Origin of the sequence: Paenibacillus sp. WLX1005, from assembly GCF_046603685.1 — a bacterium.
Classification (GTDB): domain Bacteria; phylum Bacillota; class Bacilli; order Paenibacillales; family Paenibacillaceae; genus Saccharibacillus.
The window spans coordinates 16,865-39,493 of record NZ_CP176756.1; the positions used below are offsets into that span (position 1 = coordinate 16,865).

23 protein-coding genes, 1 rRNA gene and 1 riboswitch are annotated in these 22,629 nt (G+C 45.7%); of the genes, 22 read left to right on the forward strand and 2 right to left on the reverse strand.

Going from position 1 to position 22,629, the window contains the following annotated elements; translation table 11 throughout:
- Positions 1-34 precede the first annotated feature (34 nt).
- Positions 35-151 (forward strand): 5S ribosomal RNA (gene rrf / locus ACE3MZ_RS00055).
- Positions 152-618: 467 nt separating this feature from the next.
- On the opposite strand, the gene ACE3MZ_RS00060 is transcribed toward rrf, so the two are convergent.
- A complete protein-coding gene (locus ACE3MZ_RS00060; RefSeq protein ID WP_411344556.1) occupies positions 619-1,143 on the reverse strand; it encodes a hypothetical protein in 525 nt (174 codons plus the stop codon).
- 695 nt (positions 1,144-1,838) lie between these two features.
- Between ACE3MZ_RS00060 and ACE3MZ_RS00065 the strand changes: the two genes are divergently transcribed.
- From ACE3MZ_RS00065 to rsmI, 9 genes are all read left to right on the forward strand, one after another.
- Positions 1,839-3,866 carry an aminotransferase class I/II-fold pyridoxal phosphate-dependent enzyme gene (locus tag ACE3MZ_RS00065; protein ID WP_411344557.1) on the forward strand — a complete coding sequence of 676 codons (2,028 nt, stop codon included), beginning with the start codon at positions 1,839-1,841 and terminating at the stop codon, positions 3,864-3,866.
- A gap of 106 nt (positions 3,867-3,972) precedes the next feature.
- Positions 3,973-4,635: a dTMP kinase gene (gene tmk, locus ACE3MZ_RS00070; protein ID WP_411344558.1), complete on the forward strand. Its 663-nt coding sequence runs from the start codon at positions 3,973-3,975 to the stop codon at positions 4,633-4,635.
- 326 nt (positions 4,636-4,961) lie between these two features.
- Complete coding sequence (locus tag ACE3MZ_RS00075; RefSeq protein ID WP_411344559.1) at positions 4,962-5,291, forward strand: cyclic-di-AMP receptor; 330 nt, start codon at positions 4,962-4,964, stop codon at positions 5,289-5,291.
- Between the two features lie 278 nt (positions 5,292-5,569).
- Positions 5,570-6,013, forward strand: coding sequence for a YaaR family protein (locus ACE3MZ_RS00080; protein ID WP_411346648.1), 444 nt, complete (start codon positions 5,570-5,572; stop codon positions 6,011-6,013).
- A 39-nt stretch (positions 6,014-6,052) separates the two neighbouring features.
- Positions 6,053-7,027, forward strand: a complete 975-nt coding sequence (holB, locus tag ACE3MZ_RS00085; protein ID WP_411344560.1) for a DNA polymerase III subunit delta' — start codon at positions 6,053-6,055, stop codon at positions 7,025-7,027.
- Positions 7,028-7,204: 177 nt separating this feature from the next.
- Positions 7,205-8,005 (forward strand): stage 0 sporulation family protein, encoded by an 801-nt coding sequence (locus tag ACE3MZ_RS00090; RefSeq protein WP_367064430.1) that lies wholly within the window; start codon positions 7,205-7,207, stop codon positions 8,003-8,005.
- 30 nt (positions 8,006-8,035) lie between these two features.
- Positions 8,036-8,419: an initiation-control protein YabA gene (locus ACE3MZ_RS00095; RefSeq protein WP_411344561.1), complete on the forward strand. Its 384-nt coding sequence runs from the start codon at positions 8,036-8,038 to the stop codon at positions 8,417-8,419.
- A 64-nt stretch (positions 8,420-8,483) separates the two neighbouring features.
- A complete protein-coding gene (locus tag ACE3MZ_RS00100) occupies positions 8,484-9,260 on the forward strand; it encodes a tRNA1(Val) (adenine(37)-N6)-methyltransferase (protein ID WP_411344562.1) in 777 nt (258 codons plus the stop codon).
- The gene (gene rsmI / locus ACE3MZ_RS00105; protein ID WP_411344563.1) at positions 9,257-10,165 is read left to right on the forward strand and encodes a 16S rRNA (cytidine(1402)-2'-O)-methyltransferase; all 909 of its coding nucleotides are present in this window, start codon (positions 9,257-9,259) and stop codon (positions 10,163-10,165) included. Before ACE3MZ_RS00100 ends, rsmI begins: the two co-directional genes overlap by 4 nt.
- 302 nt (positions 10,166-10,467) lie before the next feature.
- Here rsmI and ACE3MZ_RS00110 read toward each other — a convergent pair whose 3' ends face one another.
- A complete protein-coding gene (locus ACE3MZ_RS00110; RefSeq protein ID WP_017815545.1) occupies positions 10,468-10,722 on the reverse strand; it encodes an AbrB/MazE/SpoVT family DNA-binding domain-containing protein in 255 nt (84 codons plus the stop codon).
- 468 nt (positions 10,723-11,190) lie between these two features.
- Between ACE3MZ_RS00110 and ACE3MZ_RS00115 the strand changes: the two genes are divergently transcribed.
- The 12 genes from ACE3MZ_RS00115 (at position 11,191) to ACE3MZ_RS00170 (ending at position 22,549) form a co-directional block, all read left to right on the forward strand.
- Positions 11,191-12,513 carry an HD domain-containing protein gene (locus tag ACE3MZ_RS00115; protein WP_411344564.1) on the forward strand — a complete coding sequence of 441 codons (1,323 nt, stop codon included), beginning with the start codon at positions 11,191-11,193 and terminating at the stop codon, positions 12,511-12,513.
- A 113-nt stretch (positions 12,514-12,626) separates the two neighbouring features.
- Entirely contained in the window at positions 12,627-13,394 is a 768-nt protein-coding gene (locus ACE3MZ_RS00120; protein WP_411344565.1) for a TatD family hydrolase, read from the forward strand.
- Between the two features lie 195 nt (positions 13,395-13,589).
- Positions 13,590-13,823: riboswitch (cyclic di-AMP (ydaO/yuaA leader) on the forward strand.
- 108 nt (positions 13,824-13,931) lie between these two features.
- Positions 13,932-14,072, forward strand: a complete 141-nt coding sequence (locus ACE3MZ_RS00125) for a hypothetical protein (protein WP_411344566.1) — start codon at positions 13,932-13,934, stop codon at positions 14,070-14,072.
- A gap of 68 nt (positions 14,073-14,140) precedes the next feature.
- Positions 14,141-15,235, forward strand: coding sequence for a ubiquitin-like domain-containing protein (locus tag ACE3MZ_RS00130; RefSeq protein ID WP_411344567.1), 1,095 nt, complete (start codon positions 14,141-14,143; stop codon positions 15,233-15,235).
- A gap of 221 nt (positions 15,236-15,456) precedes the next feature.
- Entirely contained in the window at positions 15,457-16,014 is a 558-nt protein-coding gene (rnmV, locus tag ACE3MZ_RS00135) for a ribonuclease M5 (protein WP_411344568.1), read from the forward strand.
- A complete protein-coding gene (gene rsmA / locus ACE3MZ_RS00140) occupies positions 16,007-16,885 on the forward strand; it encodes a 16S rRNA (adenine(1518)-N(6)/adenine(1519)-N(6))-dimethyltransferase RsmA (RefSeq protein ID WP_411344569.1) in 879 nt (292 codons plus the stop codon). The genes rnmV and rsmA overlap by 8 nt, the downstream gene beginning before the upstream one ends.
- A gap of 106 nt (positions 16,886-16,991) precedes the next feature.
- On the forward strand, positions 16,992-17,267 hold the full coding sequence (gene veg / locus ACE3MZ_RS00145; RefSeq protein ID WP_411344570.1) for a biofilm formation stimulator Veg: 276 nt from the start codon (positions 16,992-16,994) through the stop codon (positions 17,265-17,267).
- A 220-nt stretch (positions 17,268-17,487) separates the two neighbouring features.
- Positions 17,488-18,342: a 4-(cytidine 5'-diphospho)-2-C-methyl-D-erythritol kinase gene (ispE, locus tag ACE3MZ_RS00150; RefSeq protein ID WP_411344571.1), complete on the forward strand. Its 855-nt coding sequence runs from the start codon at positions 17,488-17,490 to the stop codon at positions 18,340-18,342.
- A 175-nt stretch (positions 18,343-18,517) separates the two neighbouring features.
- On the forward strand, positions 18,518-19,354 hold the full coding sequence (gene purR / locus ACE3MZ_RS00155; RefSeq protein WP_411344572.1) for a pur operon repressor: 837 nt from the start codon (positions 18,518-18,520) through the stop codon (positions 19,352-19,354).
- Positions 19,355-19,548: 194 nt separating this feature from the next.
- Positions 19,549-19,833: a septation regulator SpoVG gene (gene spoVG, locus ACE3MZ_RS00160; RefSeq protein ID WP_188778136.1), complete on the forward strand. Its 285-nt coding sequence runs from the start codon at positions 19,549-19,551 to the stop codon at positions 19,831-19,833.
- A gap of 196 nt (positions 19,834-20,029) precedes the next feature.
- Entirely contained in the window at positions 20,030-21,424 is a 1,395-nt protein-coding gene (glmU, locus tag ACE3MZ_RS00165) for a bifunctional UDP-N-acetylglucosamine diphosphorylase/glucosamine-1-phosphate N-acetyltransferase GlmU (protein ID WP_411344573.1), read from the forward strand.
- Between the two features lie 171 nt (positions 21,425-21,595).
- The gene (locus ACE3MZ_RS00170; protein WP_188778134.1) at positions 21,596-22,549 is read left to right on the forward strand and encodes a ribose-phosphate diphosphokinase; all 954 of its coding nucleotides are present in this window, start codon (positions 21,596-21,598) and stop codon (positions 22,547-22,549) included.
- The last annotated feature ends 80 nt before the right edge of the window (positions 22,550-22,629 follow it).

The following is a 22,629-nucleotide window of genomic DNA, read 5'->3' on the forward strand; positions in this document are numbered from 1 at the left end:
TTCGGATTCAGTTTTCAGGTGATTAACCTGCACGTTTGGTGATGATGGCGGAGGGGTTCCACACGTACCCATCCCGAACACGACCGTTAAGCCCTCCAGCGCCGATGGTACTTGGACCGCAGGGTCCTGGGAGAGTAGGACGTTGCCAAGCGAGAGCAAGACAGAGAAGAAAGACGTTGTCCTAACCGATAACGTCTTTTTTTGTATCATAACATGAGTATTTATTGTACTTTGTTTTGCTGGAGTTTAGTTGATTATGGTGATAGTTTGTTTTATTTTGATTCTAGGTGCCGCTTCCTTACAAGTAGAGTTATTTGATCCTGAATGAAGTTAGGTGCAGGATTGTAAGTAGAGTTTTCTGATTTACATTTTGTTTGTTATTTGGGTCATTGTTGTTAGTTCTACTACATGAACTTTATTTGATCTACATTTGCTTATTAGTTTATGAATGGATAAAAGACGCTATCTATTGAGATAGCGTCTTTTTTATTATTATTTACAATTATTCGATTTCTATCTATGACAATTGATATGATGTCTTGATGTCTTGATGTCTTGATGTCTTGATGTCTTGATGTCTTGATGTCTTGATGTCTTGATGTCTTGATGTCTTGTATATTAGCTGATGTAATAGGAAACATCTTCACGGCTCAGTTTTAACATGCCGTCTTTACGTTGGCGCATTAGACGCATCAAGATCAGCATACGGGGCAGACACAACCATAAATGCCATACGATTAGCGATATGGAGAATGATACTGGCAACCACATAAATAGGACGGCTGTAAAGCAAAAACCAATCCAGGTGGTATGTAGGAGTACACGGCGGAATGTAGAGTAGCTCATATACTGGTCTGGCAAATAACCAATCCATGGATAGTGCAGCTGAAAACGCCACTTTTTGCGTAGATGGTTTACGGTCATAATGAGTACGGAACGTGAAATGACAAATTGAATCCATAAAACAAGCGGGAATGCCAGTAACCAGAAGCCGATACTTTCCCAGGAGAAGTAGAATACTTCAGCAATCAAAGCCACGACGGGCAAAAGTAGATATGTCCAGAACCAGGCTTTGGTAATCGGCCATTTTTTGATGAGTTTGTATTGATAAAATGTTGCATTTTCTTGTTGCTCTACTACCATATGGTTGCAATCCACCTTTCGATTCATATACATATAACTATGGATATGGTTTGTAGCGCAAATAAAGACATGTATGGGGAAGAAACTGATTGTTTGATTATAAATGAGATGTACTATACGGTATGTGCAATTTCTGGAATGGATCAATAAGAAAACAGTATGCCTTATGTATATCGGTCAAAAGATGACATGGATAGAGAGCACTTTGGAACCAATTTACAAGCAGATTAGCAGGCAAAAAGGTGCAGTATGGCTTGCATCATTCTGCAAGATCCGAGTAAGAAGGATGAACTTGTAATATAGCAGATTCCATGCTTCTGCTATAATTATAATAAGGATAACTGGAAGTCTACAATAAATTTATGTCCATGCTGGAAGAAATAATTATAGAGTTGGAAATTAAGATCAATAATAACACATCTATTCGGCGGATAGCTGTAAATCATAGATATAGCTACTAAATTATTATAGTGATTGGGAAAGTATAGATTGATCTTTGATCACTTGATGGATTTATAATTTGCGAGATGGAGATGGAGATGGAGATGGAGATGGAGATGGAGATGGAGATGGAGATGGAGATGGAGATGGAGATGGAGATGGAGAGCTTGGATTCTCTATATCAATCATATTGTATTTAGAAGATATAAGTATATAGAGCAGGACGTAGACAAGATGGTAGGAGTGTTGGCAAAATGAAGGAGCATCAGCATCAGCATCGAGAAGCAGAAGGGAAAGTGGACATGCGGGCGCCATTGTATGAACGGTTAGTACAATATGCGCAATCCGGGCAGCATAGTTATCATGTGCCTGGGCATAAAAACGGTGCAGCTTATGTTGAGTCATCATCTGAATTCGTAGAAGCTATACCGTTGCTTTCTGAATCAGACACTAGCCTGGTGAATCAGTTGCATTTGGATGGAGAACTACATGCGGGTAGAGAACTAGATGATGTTACAGAGCGTGGCTACGATCTAGAATACGATATGGAGTATTTGCATCATATATTAAAAATTGATGTGACTGAGATTGAAGGTACGGACGATCTGCACCATCCAGAAGGAGTTATTCAGGAAGGGCAGAAGCTGGCAGCGCGTTGTTTTGGAGCGGAAGAAACGCATTGGCTGATTGGAGGGAGTACAGTTGGGAATCTCGCGGTATTGTTGACCGTGTGTACACATCCGAATGATCTGATACTGGTGCAGCGTAATGTGCATAAGTCGGTTATTCATGGTTTGATGATGGCGGGAGCGCAAGCGATATTTTTGACACCGGAACTGGATATACAAAGTGGGTTAGCTGTCATTCCTTCATTCAAAAGTATCAAACTGGCATTGCAGAAGTACCCTCAGGCGCGTGGTGTTCTACTAACATCGCCTAATTATTATGGAATGGGCAGAGATTTGACGGATATTGCCAAGCTCTGCCACGAGTATGGTGTACCTTTGTTAATTGATGAGGCGCATGGGGCGCATTATGGTCATCATCCACGTTTTCCACAGAGTGCGTTAGCGGCAGGAGCGGACGCGGTAGTGCAATCTACTCACAAAATGTTAACGGCGATGACGATGGGAGCGATGCTGCATGTGCAGGGGGAACTGTTGAATCGAAGTCTGCTTAAACAGCGTTTGACGATGATTCAAAGTTCTAGCCCGTCGTATCCACTTATGGCTTCGCTGGATCTGAGTCGTTATTTGCTGGAGAAGAATGGATCAGCTTGGTTTGAAATGGGATTAAAAGTACGGGATACGCTGGTAGACGGTGTAAAGCATATTAACTTTGTGGTGCGTAAGGAAGATGAAGTTATTTTTGAAAAGCAGGTTTCGGAAGGAATTGCTGGGCAAGACGATTATACAGCTGATGTTATTCGGGTTCTACAAGGGATTGAAGCGTCTGAGCAAAGTGAACATACAGAAACTCGATTGGCTCGGTTTGGTGTGCTGCATGAACCGTTAAGTATGTTACCTGAACAGAATCAGGAAATTGTATGTGAAGTAGGCGATATAGCGAATACAGCCGAAAACGATATAAAGTATAGATTGAATGAATATAGTGACGATACAGTTGATAAATACGCTAATCAAGTTAATCCGTTCAAAATCGATAAATACGGTCACGAGGTTGATGAACTCAAAGTTGATAAATATGGTCACCGGACTAATGTTTTCAAAGTGGATGAATACAGTAATCAGCTTGATCCGTTCAAAGTAGTACTGTATGATCGCGCAGGAATCTGGTCGGGGAGTGAATTGCAGGAGCAGTTGGAGCGATATGGCTGCGTACCGGAGATGAGCGATGAGCGGTATGTTGTGCTTGTGTTTAGTGTAGGTTCGCGGATGGCAGATGCTGACGTATTGTTAGATGCACTAAGTCATATAGCAGCAGCTCATCCGATTGATCTGGCAGCGGCTTGTCATGCTTATTATGAAAGTGATGTTTGCGGCAATAGGGATCGGGAGATGGCAGATCTGATTTCTGAACCGGTCTCTTTTCATATGATTCCGATTCTGCCGGAGGATGTAGAATCAATTAAGCTAGAGCAGGCTGTAGGTCGAATATGCGCGGAGATGATCATTCCGTATCCACCGGGGATTCCGATTTTGTATGCAGGCGAGCGGATTGGGGAGCAGATACATGGGCGACTGCTTGGATTACGTGATCATGATATCAAAATTCAGGGTGCTGACGATGCTTCGCTTCATTATATAAAAGTATATCGTTGATTGAGCGATCGGATAAAAACAACTTATGTTATAAAGAAACATACGTGCAGCAGGCAACGGTGTTAAAATAGAAGATGAACATGTTATGGAGAGCAGGAGTATGAATATGACAGCAAAAGGTTTATTTATCGCGATTGAAGGTATGGATGGAAGCGGCAAAACAAGTCAATTGGAACGGATCAAGGCGTATCTGGTAAATCGGAATGTACCGTTTTTGTCGACCCGTGAGCCTGGTGGAATACCAGTATCGGAGCAAATCCGCAGCGTGATTTTGAATGTGGAGAATACAATGAGCGGGCTGACAGAATGTCTGCTGTATGCGAGTGCTCGTCGTGAGCATCTAATGCAAAAGGTGATCCCGGCGCTGGAGGCAGATCAGCTCGTTATTTGTGATCGGTATGTGATGTCGTCCCTGGCGTATCAGGGGCATGGACGTCAACTCGGTAAAGCGGTACTCGATATTAATCGGATGGCTATCGAGGTGGAAGGTAAGGAGTACTGGGCGGATGTGAATGTGTATATTAATGTTCGTCCAGAAGTAGGGTTGCAACGTATCATGGCAAAAACGTCTGATCGTGAAATCAACCGACTTGATCTGGAAGCGATCGATTTTCATCATCGTGTGTATGAAGGCTACAAGCAGCTGACAGATACTTATGCGGAACGCTTTATCATCGTTGATGGCGAGCAGGATGAAGAAGCTGTATTTCAGGATATTCGTGTCATATTAGATCGTTTGATTGCAGAGCGCTTACCGGCTATAGATTGATATTGCTATATGCCAGTACTTTTACAGTGAGTTAGCTGGCTAAAATGGGGTAATATAGTGTAATTGTTCATGACCAATACAACGCAATTGAATTGGAAACAGGCAAAATAAAGGATATTGCCTACCTTATGTCAAATAAAGTATAGACGGTTCTAGCGTTTGCGAATTTCAAACGCGGGGTACAGTGAGAAGTGATTTTTGCACTAGCAAAATATCTTACTTATTTCAGCGTTTGTGATGTTCAAACGTAATGTTCAATCGAGAGTGATGTTTGGCAGTAGTGCAGCATCTTGTTTATCGAATTTTGCTTAAAGGAGGCTATAACGATGAAACTGATTATAGCGATCGTGCAGGATAAGGATAGTAACCGTTTGTCCGGAGAACTGGTAAAAGCGAACTTCCGTGCAACCAAACTTGCCAGTACAGGTGGGTTTCTGCGTGCGGGTAACACGACTTTTATGATCGGGGTGGACGACAGTCAGATCGAAGCTGTCATGGATGTCATCCGCAACAGTTGTAAAATTCGCGAACAACTGGTTACACCAGTGACGCCAATGAGTGGTACAACCGACTCGTATCTGCCGTTGCCGGTAGAAGTTCAAGTAGGCGGAGCGACTGTATTCGTCATGCCGGTTGAACGATTTGAGCATTTCTAAAACAATTCCTCAAAAAATTGCACATTATTGCAATTTGATGCATCACAGCGCACGTTTAATAGTATAATAGGTAAGAAGATAAGGATCGGTGACCATTATTGGAGCCGGTCCGTCTTTATTATAGATGCAGGATTTTTTCATTTTCCTATTCGTAAAATCATCATGTTGAACGATACAGTTTATATAGGCTTTTTGGAAATGAATAGACAGTGGACACGTCAATCTGGTCTGATTCACTATAGATTCCATGTATTCGGTACACAGAAAGGAAGATGATGATGAAAATTAATCCGGGGTATCCTCCGTTAAAAAGTAATCCGGTCATTACGGAAACGCCAGCTAAGGTTGTGCAGCAAAAGAACTTCTCGGATGTGCTGCAAAATCACGGTACGCAGGCAACCAATGACGAGATTCAGCGTCAGTTCAAGGCGATTCAGCTGCAAGGTGACCGCCTTGCCAAATCGATGACACTACGTGAACTGAAATCGTATCAGATGTTAGTTAAACGCTTTTTGGAAGATACGGTGCGACGCGGAATCAAGCTGAAAGAAACGCAAAGCTTTGATCGTCGTGGACGCAGTCGCAAGTATAAAATTCTTGATGAGGTGGATTCGACATTGCTCAGTATGGCGGAAGAGCTGCTGAACAGTGAAGAAGGGCGCATCGAATTGTTGCAACGCATGGGCGAGATTCGCGGCATGCTGGTCAATCTGCTGTACTGATCAACGAAAGAATGGTACAGAGGGAAGTAAGGAGGCACTATGTCTTTTCAAGAAATTATCGGGCAGGACACGGCAAAACGGGTATTGCAAAATGGACTGCGGCAGCAGAAGATTTCGCATGCGTATCTGTTTAACGGTCCGGCAGGCAGCGGTCAACTCAAAATGGCGCATAGCTTTGCCAGAGCGCTCGTATGTATACATCGAGGCGAGGAAGCCTGCGGAGAGTGCATTGAATGCCGTAAAATGCAGCACGGCAATCATCCAGACTTTCTGCTGGTGGAACCGGACGGCAATTCCATCAAGATCGATCAAATCCGCGAATTGCAGCGGATTTTTTCATACCGCTCGGAAGCGGGCAACCGCAAAATCTATATTATTCGCGATGCCGACAAAATGACGGTGCAGGCAGCAAATAGTCTGCTCAAATTTCTGGAAGAACCGCCTGCTCCGGCAGTAGCGATTCTGTTAACGGAGAATATTCAGTCCATTTTGCCGACGATTCGTTCGCGTACGCAGCCGGTGTTATTCACCGCCGTTGATTATCATCAGATGACCCAGATTCTGGCGGATGAAAATTATCCGCTGCCGCTCGTTCGTTGTGCGGTGCATCTGGCTTCAGACCCTGATCAATGCCGGGAAATGCTGAATGAGAATTGGTTTGCAGAAATTAGAAACGTAGTGTTACAATTAGGGAAGGAATCCGCCGGTAGAGGCAGTATAAGCCTGATTACCGCACAGCAAAAGCTGTTCAAGGGCGGATTTGGCGATCATCTGGAACAGGTATTTGATCTTTTCCATCTGTGGTTCAAGGATATGATCCATATACAGATTGGCAGAAATGAAAGTATCGTTTTTATAGATCAGTTAGAGTCTCTCTCCAAGGTGGCTCACACCCGCAGCATGCAGCATTGGATTTCCTGTATGGCGCTTGCTGCCGAATGCAAGAAAATGCTCCGCTCGAACGTTAACGGGCAGCTTTGCATGGAGCAGTTTCTCATAGGGGTAAGCAGCTAAGGTACAGAGGAACACTTCTTACAGGTAACGGACCGTGTATACATCATGCGGAAGCAACATCGGATGAAAGAGCAATGACTTTTTCGAAATACGCCATGTCCGTGATAGCTAGAGGGGATTCTTCTTATCGTTTTTGCATCAGTAGGAACGGTATTGGCAAATGAGGAGGCTTATCTTTTGTATAACGTAGTAGGAGTCCGCTTCAAAAAGGCGGGTAAAATATATTATTTTGATCCGCTCGAATTTGCGATTAGCAATGAAGAGCATGTAATTGTTGAGACGGCAAGAGGGATTGAATACGGCAAGGTTGTGATTGGACGCAAGCAAGTACAGGAAGACGATGTCGTGCTTCCACTGAAAAAGGTGATTCGAATCGCCGGGCAGGACGATGCTCAGGTAGTAGAGGAAAACCGAATTGCCGCCAAAAACGCATTTGCCACCTGTTTGAAAAAGATCAAGGAACATCAGCTGAAAATGAAACTGGTTGATGTTGAATATACATTTGATCGCAACAAGATTATTTTCTATTTTACAGCGGAAGGTCGAGTAGACTTCCGTGAGCTGGTCAAGGATCTGGCAAGCATCTTCCGTACTCGGATTGAGCTACGCCAGATCGGTGTACGTGATGAAGCCAAAATGCTGGGCGGTATCGGTCCATGTGGACGCATTCTGTGCTGCTCGTCCTGGCTGGGCGATTTTGAACCGGTATCGATCAAAATGGCCAAAGATCAGAGCCTGTCGCTAAATCCGACCAAAATCTCGGGTCTATGCGGCCGGTTGATGTGTTGTCTCAAGTTTGAGCATGATAATTATGAAAGTATGAAAGAAGAACTTCCGGCTGTCGGTAAATTTGTCGTAACCTCGCTCGGAGACGGTAAGGTGGTAGGAATTAATGCCAATTCCCGAACTGTGCACGTTCAGATCTTTGAAATTAGCAAGGTCAAGGAACTACCGTTTGATGAGGTCGTTGTGAAGTAAACCGTCAAAGGCTGCTTTTGAGGTGGAAACTTGGAAAAGAAAAATCTTTTTGAGTATATTCATGAACTGGAGACACAAATGAACCATATGCACGGGGATATGGGCAGGCTCAAACTGGCAGTGAAAGAACTGCTGGAGGAAAATCAGCGCCTAACGCTGGAGAACGAACAGCTGCGCCGTGTATTGAAAAAAGAGGTCCCGGTCGAGCTTGAAGCAGCCGAACCTCAGATTATCGAAGTGCTGGCGGACAGTAATCCCCATAATCACCCACATCCTGAAGTCGTAGGTGAGGGATATGACAATCTCGCCCGTCTATATCATGAAGGATTCCATATTTGCAATGTGTATTATGGTCATCTGCGTACAGAGGGAGACTGTCTGTTCTGTCTATCCTTTTTGAACAAATCCGAATAATCCGAAACAAAGCCGCAGATGATCTGGTCTGCGGCTTTATCGATGTGGAGAGGAAACCGGGAACTTGGAAGAAAACAATCAAACCGAGCAGCATCTGGAGCTGTTACAGCCGGGAGAGCGAGTGGACGATCTGCTGACTCGCAGGCTGCATATTATTCAAAGTAGCGACGTATTCAGTTTCTCCATGGATGCGGTGTTATTGGCACGATTCATAGCGGTGCCACCACGTGGGAAAGTGATGGATTTATGTACGGGCAATGGGGTCATTCCGATTCTGCTAAGTACACGTACTTCAGCTCATATTGAAGGGGTGGAAATTCAAGAGCGGCTGGCGGATATGGCAGAGCGCAGTGTACGGATGAACGGTCTGGAATCACAGATTGCGATTCGCAATCAGGATCTGAAGGAGCTGCCGCTACAGGGCGAGCATGGCACGTACGATGCGATCACAGTGAATCCGCCGTATATGCCGATGAATGGCAACGAAGTGAAGCTGAACGTACATCATGCAATGGCACGCCATGAGATTGGCTGTACGCTGGAAGATGTGGTGCGTACAGCAGCTGGTTTACTCAAGAATGGTGGCAAGCTGGCAATGGTACATCGTCCTCATCGGTTAGTCGATATCGTACTGATGATGCGTCAGTATGGTGTAGAGCCAAAACGTATCCGGTTTGTGCATCCACGTCGACATATGGAAGCCAATATGGTACTGGTAGAAGGTATTCGCGGTGGTAAGCCGGAATCTCGCGTATTGCCGCCATTGATCGTATATAACGATGAGAATGAATATGTTCCGGAAATTATGGATATTTATTACGGGCAAAAGGAGTCCTTATGAGCATACAGGTACAAAAAAGCTTTGCTGCTGTATCGGAGCCATCCAGTGGACAAACACCGGGTACGCTGTATTTGGTTGCCACTCCAATCGGCAATCTGGAAGATATGACCTACCGGGCGGTACGCACATTGCAGGAATGCGATATTATCGCTGCTGAGGATACACGGCAAAGTCGCAAGCTACTGAACCATTTTGAGATTACGCCGCGGAAATTGGTTAGCTATCATGAGCACAATAAGCACAATAGTGGCCCGGAACTGATTCGACTGATTGCAGAAGGGCAAAGTCTGGCACTGATCAGCGACGCGGGCTTGCCTGCTATATCCGATCCGGGTCAGGAGCTAGTTCAACTGGCTGTAGAGCAGGGAATCGCCATCGTACCGATTCCAGGCGCCAATGCGGCGCTGTCGGCGTTGATTGCTTCGGGATTGTCGACCAACCGGTTTACGTTTATCGGCTTTTTGCCGCGTGATCATCGTGGACAGGCGGAATTGCTGCAAGGGGCGCGTGCGGCGGAAGGTACACTGTTATTGTACGAATCCCCGCATCGGATCATCAAAACGCTACAGGCGATTTTGGAGCATGTTGGCAACCGCCGGATCGTATTAGCGCGCGAATTGACCAAACGACATGAAGAATGGCTGCGCGGTTCGGTAGAGGAAGCGCTAGAGTGGCTGGACGAGCATCCGCCGCTGGGCGAATACTGTATCGTGCTGGAAGGGCAGCCACAGGAAGAAGCGATGGCCGAAGCGAACGAATGGTGGCAGCAAATGAATATTTTGCAGCATGTGGAGCATTACGAGCAGCAGGACTTGTCACGCAAAGATGCGATGAAAAAAGTCGCCAAAGATCGCGACGTATCCAAGCGCGATATTTATCAGGCACTACTGGATGAAGACAACTGATCTCTAATTTTCGGTACGAATGGATGGACGCGTCGCTCTGCTGTACATGGGTAACTATATAATAGAAGAAACAGAATTTAAAAGGCATGAATTAACGATAGAAAAGGGACCGAAGATCGTAACAGGTCCCTTTTTCCTGTGCCATTGGCAGTAGTTTGTGAAAATCGGTATAATGTAGGCTATGTAAACAAAAAAATACCTTTACCCGACAAAACATGTCGCCGGATAAAGGTCCAAGGAGATATATAAAGGTTAGAATTAATAAAATGGAATGATGCTGACTTTATTATAACCTATTCTATTTATTTTGTCACAGGAACTGGAATTTCGGAGATGCATTCGTTACAAACGATTTTGCCTTTGAAGTATGTTACGTTCTCAGCATTACCACAGAAGATACAAGCTGGCTCGTATTTTTTGAGCATAATGCGTTCGCCGTCAACATAGATTTCCAGAGCGTCTTTCTCGCCAATACCCAGTGTGCGACGCAGTTCGATTGGAATAACAACGCGACCCAGTTCGTCTACTTTTCTTACAATACCTGTTGATTTCATCATGATAATTCAATCCTCTCAAATGTGTTTTGTTTTTTATAATTGCGTTTAAATTCGCTTGTCGAATAGGCTTCGTATGGCTGTTCCCGTGAAACGAATGGAAGTAATACAGTGAATCGGTAATGCCTTTCATTGTTGTTGCTGGTTCGCGCCGGGTAGTAATTATTAAACAAGCAGTAATGATTTGAAGTGTCATGTTTCGACAAATTTCTTTCTTTTATGATATTTATAATACCAACGTTTCCCAAATCAGTCAACATAGAAATTATAAAAAAAAGCCTTTTTTAGGGTAAAATCGCAAATTTTTTTTAAAATAGTGCTGTTTTTTGCGATAATATAGACATATACAGCTTTTGTCGATTTGGAAATACATTTTAATCATATAACGACACTGTTCGACATTAGTGACATAATTCTATTTTATACGATTCAAAATACTGGAATCAAGTTTGGCTCAAGGAGGAATTTGGCATGAAAACAATGGAGCCTTTAGAAGAAGAAAAGGTATTCAAAGACCCGGTACACAATTATATCCACGTTCAGGATCGACTCATCTGGACATTAATCAATACACCGGAATTTCAGCGGCTACGTCGGATTCGACAATTGGGTACGTCGTATCTGACTTTTCACGGAGCTGAACATAGCCGGTTCTCGCATTCACTCGGTGTATATGAGATTACGCGTCGAATCATTTCGCAATTTGAACGAAGCGGGTATGAAGATTGGCCGCGTGAAGAGCGGATGGTCGCATTATGTGCGGCGCTACTGCATGATCTGGGACATGGACCGTTTTCCCATTCTATAGAAGAAGCTTTTGATATGAACCACGAAGAATGGACGTGTCGCATTCTATTAGAAGATACAGAGATTCATCGGGTGCTGGAAGATGCTGAACCGGGCTTCTCGGACAAAGTGGCTGCGGTCATTCGCAAAGATTACGACAAAGCAGTTGTCGTTAATCTCGTCTCCAGTCCGCTGGATGCTGACCGGATGGATTATTTGTTGCGGGATGCTTATTTTACCGGCGTGAATTATGGCACGATCGATATGGATCGCATCATTCGCGTACTGCGTCCGCATCAGGGACGTGTTGTAGTCAAAGAGTCCGGTATGCATGCGATTGAAGATTATTTGATGTCACGTTATCAGATGTACTGGCAGGTTTACTTCCATCCAGTCACACGTAGTTCCGATATTGTGCTGCGTCATATTTTCCACCGTGCCAAAGAGTTATTTGATAACGGATATACCTTTGGATTTTTACCACATCCATTGCCTTCACTGTTCAAAAACACGCTGAATGTGAAGGAATATCTGTTACTGGACGAAGCGCTTGTACAGACGACCTTCATGCAGTGGACGCTTGAAAAGGACGAAATTCTGGCGGATGTATGTACTCGATTCATGGATCGCCGTTTATATAAATATGTAGAAAGCGAATTGATCGATATGGATCTGATTGATCAGATTCGTAATGAATTTGCCGAAGCAGGTCTGCATCCGCAATATGATCTGGAGATCGATTTTCCGACCGACTTGCCGTATGACGTATTTCGTCCAGGCGACCCGAAAAAGGAAAAGCAAATTTTGCTGCTGAATCGTCAAAATAAAGTACAGGAAATTTCCGAAGTATCAGACATTGTACGCTCTATTAGCGGGATTCATCGTGGACGGTATCATCTGTATTTCCCACAGGAGAAGTTGGAAAGGGTAAAACACAAATTGTCCAAACCGGTGGCGGATATTTTTGAAGACAAATTGGGTCCGGCACAGATGGAATTCGAAATCTAGCAAATTTGAAGAGTATACAGATTATGCAGATAAACGCCTGCTGGCATGGCGTGCTCTCGACATATGTATAGAAGAAAAATAACGGAATTACGGTAGTAAAGGAGAGAATATCTATGTTATTTGATACACATACACATTTGGATTCCAAAGATTTTGATAAGGATCGCCAAGAAATTATTCAAAATGCTTATGATTCTGGTGTCACTCGCATGGTCAATGTGGGGTTTGATCGGGAGACGATTCCGACAACGATGAAACTGGTCGAGGAATACGATTTTATTTATGCAGCGGTTGGTTGGCATCCGGTGGAAGCGATCACGATGCAGCCTGGCGATCTGGAATGGATTGCATCTTTATGCAGTCATGAAAAGGTGGTTGCGATCGGCGAAATCGGTCTCGATTATCACTGGGACAAATCGCCCAAAGATGTGCAACACCGCGTCCTGCGTGAACAAATTGGACTTGCACGCGACATTCATATGCCGATCGTCATCCATAATCGGGATGCACATGAAGACATCGTTCGTATTCTGCGCGAGGAAAAAGCATCCGAAGTCGGTGGCATTATGCACTCCTTCTCCGGCAGCTGGGAAACTGCCAAAATGTGTCTGGATATGGGCTTCCATTTGTCATTCGGTGGACCGATTACATTCAAAAATGCGAAGCAGCCCAAAGAGGTGCTCAAACAGGTGCCGATGGATCGATTATTACTGGAAACGGACTCCCCTTATTTGACTCCACATCCATATCGTGGTAAAAGAAATAACTCAGGATATGTGCGTCTGGTAGCAGAGGCAGCTGCCGAGCTAAAAGGCGTATCTCTGGAAGAAATTAGTGAAATCACAACGAAAAATGCACTGGCATTATTTGGTATACGATGAAATAGGGAGAAAAACCACTGAAAAAACGAGCTAGACGGATATATGAATGAATTTTAACTAAAAAATGCTCAAATATTACAAGATTTTAACCACTTTTTCTGAAAAACGGAGTTGAGGCTTGCTTTACAGTGGGGTTAGGTTCGAGATATTATTTCATCAGTGATTTAATCTTGTTATTTATGTACGAGATTCCATGATTCGGTCTCGCTGAGTTTCCTACATAGGAAAACGGGGGAACCAACAGCTGTCTTCATCCACTTTCAACCAGCAATATCGGAAGGCAGATTGTATGATTCCTGTTACAGGGTCTTTGGGGTGAATTGAAATTTACTTGCGCCATGAGCGGAGAACGTTTCACAGGGCAACATATACAGGCAGTATCATGTCCGAACCCGACAGCTAACCTCGTAAGCGATGCAGAGGCAACCTCTCATTTTCTAAAAGTTTCCAAGATGGTACAGTCGTCGGAAGCCCAGGAAGAGTTGCTCTTGCACTTTTCCCAAGGCTTTTTTGTTTTGTGCAAAAGGAAAAGGCAAGATGAGAAGACCCGGATGTTCACTGTCGGGGGAACGGAAGCCGCTTGGACTGACCATGGCGCAGGCACATTATACACCAAGAGACGATTACCGATTATGCGCCGGTATTCGTAAACATGATAACCGCCTGTGGAAATTCTGATATAGTCGCGTCTTAACTCATTTTAAGATACAGCAAGACGGCGAGACTATGTAAGGAGGACGGAAGAAGTGGGAATTGCTCCTTTCAAAGAAACCCATGGTTCACGCTCATCCAGCATGTCTTACGCGCTGCGTTGGAAGCAAAAAAATCTACGCTTTGCCCTATTCACTTCGCTGGCAGTCGTTATGGTTATTGCCATGGCACTCTGGCTTCTGTATATGCAGGCAGGCAAAAATATTTATGTAATCGTTGATGGCAAAGCCCAGAGCGTGGAAACACGCAAACTGAATGTTGCCGATCTGCTGGCAGAACAGAACATTACTGTAGCGCCGCAGGACAAAGTTTCCATGTCCATGAATGGAGCGATCCAAGACGGGGACAAAGTATACGTGAATCACGCGGTTGCCGTAAATATTACGGCTGACGGCAAAACGAAACAAGTGTACACGACTGCGAAAACAGTAGGCAGTACACTCGACCAGGCAGGCGTTGATCTCGGTGAAGAGGACAAGCTGAACCCTACGGTCGAAACAGCTGTACAACACGATATGGATATCAAAGTGGTTAGAACGACTTCCTTTGTAGCGAAGCAGGTTGTGGAGCTTCCGTATCAGGTAGTGAAAAAGCAAGACAGCACACTGCTGGAAGGCAAAACGAAACTTGTCCAAGATGGACAAAAAGGGAAAGTCATTCAGTATGTTGAAAAAACCTATGAAGATGGAGAATTCGTCTCCAAGCGCATGATCGATAAGAAAACAACGTCCGAAGTACAGGACAAAGTTGTAGCCGTCGGAACGAAAAAGGAGCAGCCAAAACTGCTTGCTGCCAGTTCTTCAGCCGGTTCGGATAAAAACTTCTCTTATGCCAAAGTCATTAACAATGTTACGCTGACCGCCTACTCCTCTCAGGAGCCAGGGCTTGGCACGACGACTGCTTCCGGAACGCGAGTAACGGAAGGACGTACCATCGCTGTCGATACCAGTGTCATTCCAATGGGATGGTGGGTATACATCGAAGGCATCGGTTACCGCCGTGCAGAAGATACAGGTAGCGCCATTAACGGCAATAAGATTGACGTATATATTGACAGCCTGAGCCAGGCAAGAGCATTCGGTCGCAAATCCGGTTATACCGTCTATGTGATTGGTCCAGTTAAACCGTAATCGGCGGACTGGAGATTGGCTATCTGCCTGCACAGAGTTCATCTGTGATATAATAGTTATTAACCATGAACGTGAATAGAATCAACAGAAGAAGGGGAATCTTCCCCTTCTTTTTGTTTGTTATTTTGGTATACTGAGGACAATATGGATAAGGTCGACTATACGGATGCAGAGGGCAGCAGCCCTGTCCAGTACGGCCCGGAAGGGAAGCGTCAGATCAAGTGATCAAAGAGGTAATTGTTGTAGAAGGACGGGACGATACCGTAGCCATCAAGCTTGCCGTACATGCAGATACGATTGAAACGGGCGGCTCTGCCATTGGTCCGCAGGTGATCAAGCGTGTCAGACTGGCACAGGAGCGGCGTGGTGTTATTATTTTGACCGATCCGGATCATGCCGGGGAACGGATTCGCAAGATCGTCTCCCGCGAAGTACCCGGCTGCAAGCATGCGTTTATACCGGAGAGCGAAGCGACGCTCAAGGGCGATATCGGTGTAGAGAACGCCTCGCCAGAAGCGATTCGCGAAGCTTTATCCCGACTGCACAGCGAGATGCCAGAAGCGGAGACGCTAATCGACTGGGATGACCTGATCATGACTGGACTGGTCATGCGCCCTGACGCGGCAGCACGCCGTATGATCATGGGCAATCTGCTCGGTATTGGTTACGGCAACGGCAAGCAGTTTCATAAACGACTGCGCATATTTGGCATCAGCCGCGAGGAATTCGCAGCGGCACTTTCACAACTTGAAGCGGAGGAACAGCAATCCCATGACTGATAGACACGATATCGCCACGCCCGGACGGACGAAGGAGATTATTCATAAACACGGATTTTCATTTAAAAAGAGCCTTGGTCAGAACTTTCTGATTGATGCTAATATTCTGAACAAAATCGTCGATGCAGCTGATCTGACACCAGAGCGTGGTGCACTGGAGATTGGTCCTGGTATCGGTGCGCTCACAGAGCGTCTGGCACGTCAGGCAAGCCGTGTAACGGCTGTTGAGATTGATCAGCGCCTAATCCCGATTTTGAAAGATTCGTTGCAGGAGTACGGCAATGTGCATGTACGTCACGGTGATGTGCTCAAGGTAGACTTGCAGCAATTGTTCCGTGAGGACTTTGCGGAGGTGGATAAGGTGAGCGTAGTGGCAAATCTGCCCTACTACGTTACCACACCGATTCTGATGAAGCTGCTGGAGGAGAAGCTGCCACTGGATAATATCGTCGTTATGATCCAGAAGGAAGTTGCACAGCGTATGGCAGCGTCTCCGGGCGGCAAGGATTACGGTAGTCTCAGTATCGCTGTTCAGTATTACTGCATTCCGGAAGTGGTCTGCATCGTACCCAAAACGGTATTTATCCCGCAGCCGAATGTTGAGTCGGCGGTTATTCGTTTGAAGCTGAGAGAGCAGCCAGCAGTGCAGGTGGAGGATGAGCAGCATTTCTTCGATCTGGTACAGTCTAGCTTTGTTCAGCGCCGTAAAACGATCTCCAATAACCTGAAGACGCGTTATGGCGGCGATCGCGAACAATTGGACGGTTTGCTGCAAGAAGCAGGCATTGATCCGGTACGTCGCGGAGAGACACTCAGCCTAGAAGAATACGCACGATTGAGCCATGTATTTATACAAGCGGGCATTCGCTAAAAAAATCATTGACAAAATAAATTTTGTGTTGCATAATTTATTATTTGATTGACATTTCTCTTCCTTTTTGTTACAATAAGGATTAGGAAAAGAGGTGGTTGTAGGCATGGCTAACAACGCGCTTACCGAAATCAAACGCAATCTTGATGCTCATGTAGGGCACAAAATCACATTGCGCGCTCACGGTGGTCGTAAGAAGACCATTGAACGTACTGGAATTTTGGAAGAGACCTACCCTTCTGTTTTTACGGTAAAGCTTGATGATGATCATCAAACTTTTGAACGAGTGTCTTACAGCTATGCAGACGTCCTCACGGATTCCGTAGAGATTATGGTCTGCGAAGATGATTCCCATTCAGACGTACAGTATGCTGGGAATTAAATAACTGTTTTATGATAAGGCAGTCTTTATCTCCTGCGGGGGTAGAGACTGTTTTGCTTTGTGAATAGACTTTGCCATTCATTTTTTCTATAATTGGAGTATTCATGGCTGTATACAGCCTTTGGTCATCTTGTGCGCTAGAATAGCGTTTGAAGCTTGGAATGGGTATAAGATGCAATAGAACATAGAACGGACGCAATGTTGAAGGTGGAGGAACCTCATGAAGTTATATGAAAAAGCGCCGGCAAAAATCAATCTGATGCTGGATGTACTGCATAAACGCCCGGACGGTTACCACGAGGTGGAGATGATCATGACGATGGTTGATCTTGCCGACCGGCTCACAATAACCGATATACCCGGAGACGTGATCAAAATATCCAGTCAAGCTGGTTATATCCCTCTGGATGATAAGAACCTTGCCTATCAGGCAGCCAGTCGGATCAAGGAGCGCTATGGCATTCGCCAAGGCGTGCATATTCATATCGACAAGAAGATTCCAGTAGCAGCCGGATTGGCAGGCGGTAGCAGCGATGCAGCAGCTGCCTTACGCGGGTTGGATCGACTCTGGAATCTGAATATCTCTCATGAGGAGATGATGGAGCTGGGAGCGGCGATCGGTTCGGATGTGCCGTTCTGCATCACGGGCGGTACAGTGCTGGCAACCGGGCGTGGTGAGATTCTAACGCCGCTAGCTAGTCCGCCGGATTGTTGGGTCATTCTGGCGAAGCCGCCGATTAATGTATCGACAGCAGGCATCTACGGGCGTCTGAAGGCGGATCAAATACAGCGGCATCCTTCGGCTGCGGCTATGCGGCAGGCGATTGAACAGCAATCGTTTGACGACATTTGTAGCGAGCTGGGCAATGTGTTAGAGGATGTGACGCTATCTCATCATCCAGAAGTACAGCAGCTCAAGCAAACGATGATTCAGCTGGGTGCTGATGGTGTGCTGATGTCAGGCAGCGGACCTACCGTATTCGGTCTGGTGTCCAGAGAATCCAAAGTGGCTCGTATTTATAACGGGTTGCGCGGATTTTGCAATGAAGTATACGCAGTACGCATGTTAACCTGAGCAATCCAGGTCGCAATCTTTTTCAAAAAGCTCCGGCATTTTGTTGGGCTTGTTGAAAAAGATTGCGATTTTCTTTTACAAACACGTACAAAAATGGTATATTCACTTTAATTATTCGGATTTGGGATGTTAAAAGGGTATAAATGTAAATTTTCGTAGATGGTGAGGAGTTCAAGTGAAAAAACTAAAACGGAGCGCGCGTCTGGTCGAACTGACCCAGTATCTGACTTCACGACCGCATACGCTCATTCCACTGACGACCTTTGCTGACCGTTACGGAGCGGCCAAATCATCGATCAGCGAAGATCTGACTATTATTAAAGAGGTATTCGAGGAAGAAGGTATCGGTGAATTGCAGACGCTGGCTGGTGCAGCTGGCGGTGTCAAATATATTCCGCGTCTGTCCCATGAGAAGTCGCTATCATTCATGGAGAATTTGTGCAGACAATTGGAGCAGCCGGATCGCTTGCTGCCGGGGAATTACATTTACATGTCTGATCTGCTAGGACAACCGGCGATATTGAATGAGGTAGGCAAGATCTTTGCCTCTGTGTTTGCGGATACACCAATTGATGTGATTATGACGGTCGAGACGAAGGGGATTCCGCTTGCACACGCGACAGGCACCCAGCTCAATCTGCCAGTTGTACTTGTACGTCGTGATCATCAGATGACGGAAGGCTCTGCGGTTAGCATCAACTATGTATCCGGCTCACATAAGAGTCTGCATACGATGACGCTGTCTCGCCGGGCGCTCAAGGAAAAGTCGCGTGTACTCATTATTGATGACTTTATGAAGGCGGGCGGAACGATTCAAGGTATGGTCGATCTATTGGATGAATTCAATGCGACGGTTGCGGGCGTAGGTGTGCTGCTGGAATCCGGTGCAGTCGATGTGGAAGATCGGTTATGGGCGGATTATGTATCGCTTGCCAAATTGACGGATGTCGATGCAAAAAGTAAGAAAATCATGGTACAGCCGGGCAATTACTTTGAAAATGCAAAGAAATAACTGGTGTCACCTATAATTTAAATTCAGTGGTTGAGAATCTCTATCAATGGAATTGCGTGCAATCGGCTGAAAACGGTAAAAAACGGCAATCCGCTAAAAAAATACACAATTAATTTTCAGAAAAAAGAAGGTATTTTACTTCCATGTGTGGAAATACACAACCAAGTCTTTATGGAAAAAGGTGGTGAACACACATGGAAATAACGGATGTAAGACTCCGCCGGGTGAATTCCGAAGGCCGCATGAAAGCCATCGCATCCATCACAATCGACAGCGAATTTGTCGTTCACGACATTCGCGTGATTGACGGCAACAATGGGATGTTCGTTGCAATGCCGAGCAAACGGACACCGGATGGCGAGTTCCGCGATATCGCGCATCCTATTTCTTCAAGCACACGCGAGAAGATTCAGTCGGCCGTACTGGCTGAATACGAACGTGCCGGTCTGGAAGAAGAAGTTATCGAAGAAGGCGCATAAGCAAGTCCTTTATACTTATTGGGGTTTGAAAGAAAAGGGAGTCACGGGAGCTACAATCGTGGCTCCCTTTTCTTTTTGTCCGGAATAAGATATATTCAGTATGGAGTTTTTTTGCGGAAGTTAAAAACTGGTTAAATATGGTATAAGCTTCGGCTTTCACTTATCATCTATAGATCCATTTCGAGGGGGCATTATTTTGAAAAGGTTGGCAGTGGTACTGGCGGCAGGTAAAGGCAAGCGTATGAAATCCAAGTTGTATAAGGTACTTCATCCGGTATGCGGTAAGCCAATGGTTGCTCATGTATTGGATGCAGTTAAACAAATCAACTGCGAGCGCAGCGTTGTTATCGTTGGGCATGGTGCGGAAACGGTCAAAGCTTACTTGGGCGAGCGTGCGGAATATGCGCTGCAAAGCGAACAGCTGGGAACCGGACATGCGGTAAGTCAGGCGGAGCCGCTGATCGGTAGCGAAAAAGGGATTACGATTGTCATTTGCGGCGATACACCGCTGGTTACACCGGAAACGCTGGAAAACCTGATTGCCCATCACGAAGCGGAAGGCGCGGCTGTCAGCATTTTGACTGCTTCGATGCCAGACCCGACTGGTTATGGACGGATCATTCGCGGCGAAGATGGCGGCGTACTCAAGATCGTTGAGCAAAAAGACGGCAATGCGGAAGAGCTGGCAGTACAGGAGATCAATACTGGTACGTATTGCTTTGATAACGAGCTGCTATTTGCTGCGCTCAAAAATGTAGATAACAACAATGCGCAGGGTGAGTTTTATCTGACCGATTGTGTTCCTATTTTGCGTGAACAGTGCAAGCGTATTGCGGCTTACGAAACGAAAGACCTTTCTGAATCAATCGGCGTCAATGACCGTGTAGCGTTGTCAGATGCAGAGCAATTCATGCGCGAACGTCTGGCGAAAAAGCATATGTTAAACGGCGTTACGATTATCGACAAAGCATCCACCTATATCGGTGCAGATGTAGAGATCGGTTCCGATACGATTCTGTACCCGGGTACGATCTTGAAAGGCAATACCATGATTGGCGAAGATTGCACCATCGGTCCAAACACCGAGATTGAGAATTCGACCGTAGGCAATGGCACCATCATCCGTCAATCGGTAGCGTCGGAAGTGAAAGTTGGCGACCGCGTGAATGTCGGTCCATTTGCATACTTGCGTCCAGGCACTGAACTGGCTGACGAAGTAAAAGTCGGTGATTTTGTTGAATTGAAAAATGCGAAGATCGGTCACGGCTCCAAAGTGCCGCATCTGAGTTATGTAGGCGACGCAGAGGTTGGTTCCGGTGTAAATATCGGTTGCGGCGCGATTACTGCCAACTATGACGGCTACAACAAATTCAAAACGATCATCGAAGACGATGTGTTTATCGGCAGCAACTCTAACCTGATCGCACCGGTACGTGTGGGCAAAGGCGCTTATGTGGTCGCTGGCTCCACGATTACGAGCGATGTGGGCGAAAGTGATCTGGCGATTGCACGTGCACGTCAGGAAAATAAAGCCGGATATGCCGACAAAATTCGCGCCAAAGCGAAAGCAATCAAGGAACAAAACAAATAATTGCCCTTTTACTAACAAAATGCCACTATTTCATGCCGAATTATTATATACTATATAGTGCACAATGCTTGTTGAATGATAGGAACGAAATCTATTTAAATAGCCAACGCTAATATAGAGACAGAAGCTGATGAGCATTTCAATGAACCACCACGGAGGGTTTTAACCATTATGACTTATTGTGATTCCAAATTAAAGATTTTCACCTGTAACTCCAATCCGAAGCTGGCAGGGCAGATTGCCGATTATATCGGTATTCCCATGGGCGAATCCCATACGACCAGTTTTAGCGATGGTGAGATTCAGGTGAAGCTATCCGAGAGCGTCCGGGGCTGTCATGTATATGTAATTCAATCCACCTGTGCGCCGGTCAACGACAATCTGATGGAGCTGCTCGTTATGGTCGATGCGCTGAAACGTGCATCTGCGAAAAGTATCAACGTTGTTATTCCATACTACGGTTATGCTCGTCAGGATCGTAAAGCACGTTCCCGTGATCCAATCACGGCGAAGCTGGTAGCCAATCTGATCGAAAAAGCAGGAGCTCATCGCGTGATTGCAATGGATCTTCATGCAATGCAGATTCAAGGGTTCTTTGATATTCCGGTTGATCATCTGCTTGGCGTGCCGATTCTGGCACAATATTTCCGTTCCAAACAAATCGAGAATCCAGTCGTTGTCTCTCCAGACCATGGTGGTGTGGTTCGAGCGCGTAAGCTGGCTGATTTGCTCAGCGCTCCGCTGGCAATTATCGATAAGCGCCGTCCGGAACCGAACGTCAGCGAAGTTATGAATATTATCGGTAACATCGAAGGCAAAACCGCGATTCTGGTCGATGATATTATCGATACTGCCGGTACCATCGTACTCGGTGCCAACGCTCTGATCGAAGGCGGCGTGAAGGAAGTATACGCGTGCTGTACGCACCCTGTACTGTCCGGCCCGGCGATGGATCGTCTGGAAAACTCTCCGCTCAAGGAAGTGATCGTGACCGATACGATTCCGATCACGCATCCAAACCCGACCAGCAAGCTGAAAGTGCTGTCGGTTGCTCCTCTGATGGGTGAAGCGATCATCCGCGTTCACGAAGAACTGTCCATCAGCAAGCTGTTTGAAATTGAATAATTGATTCGCCGATAGATTCGTCATACCGCCAACAACAGAAAAGGGTTACTTCCTCCAGCAGAGGCAAGTAACCCTTATCG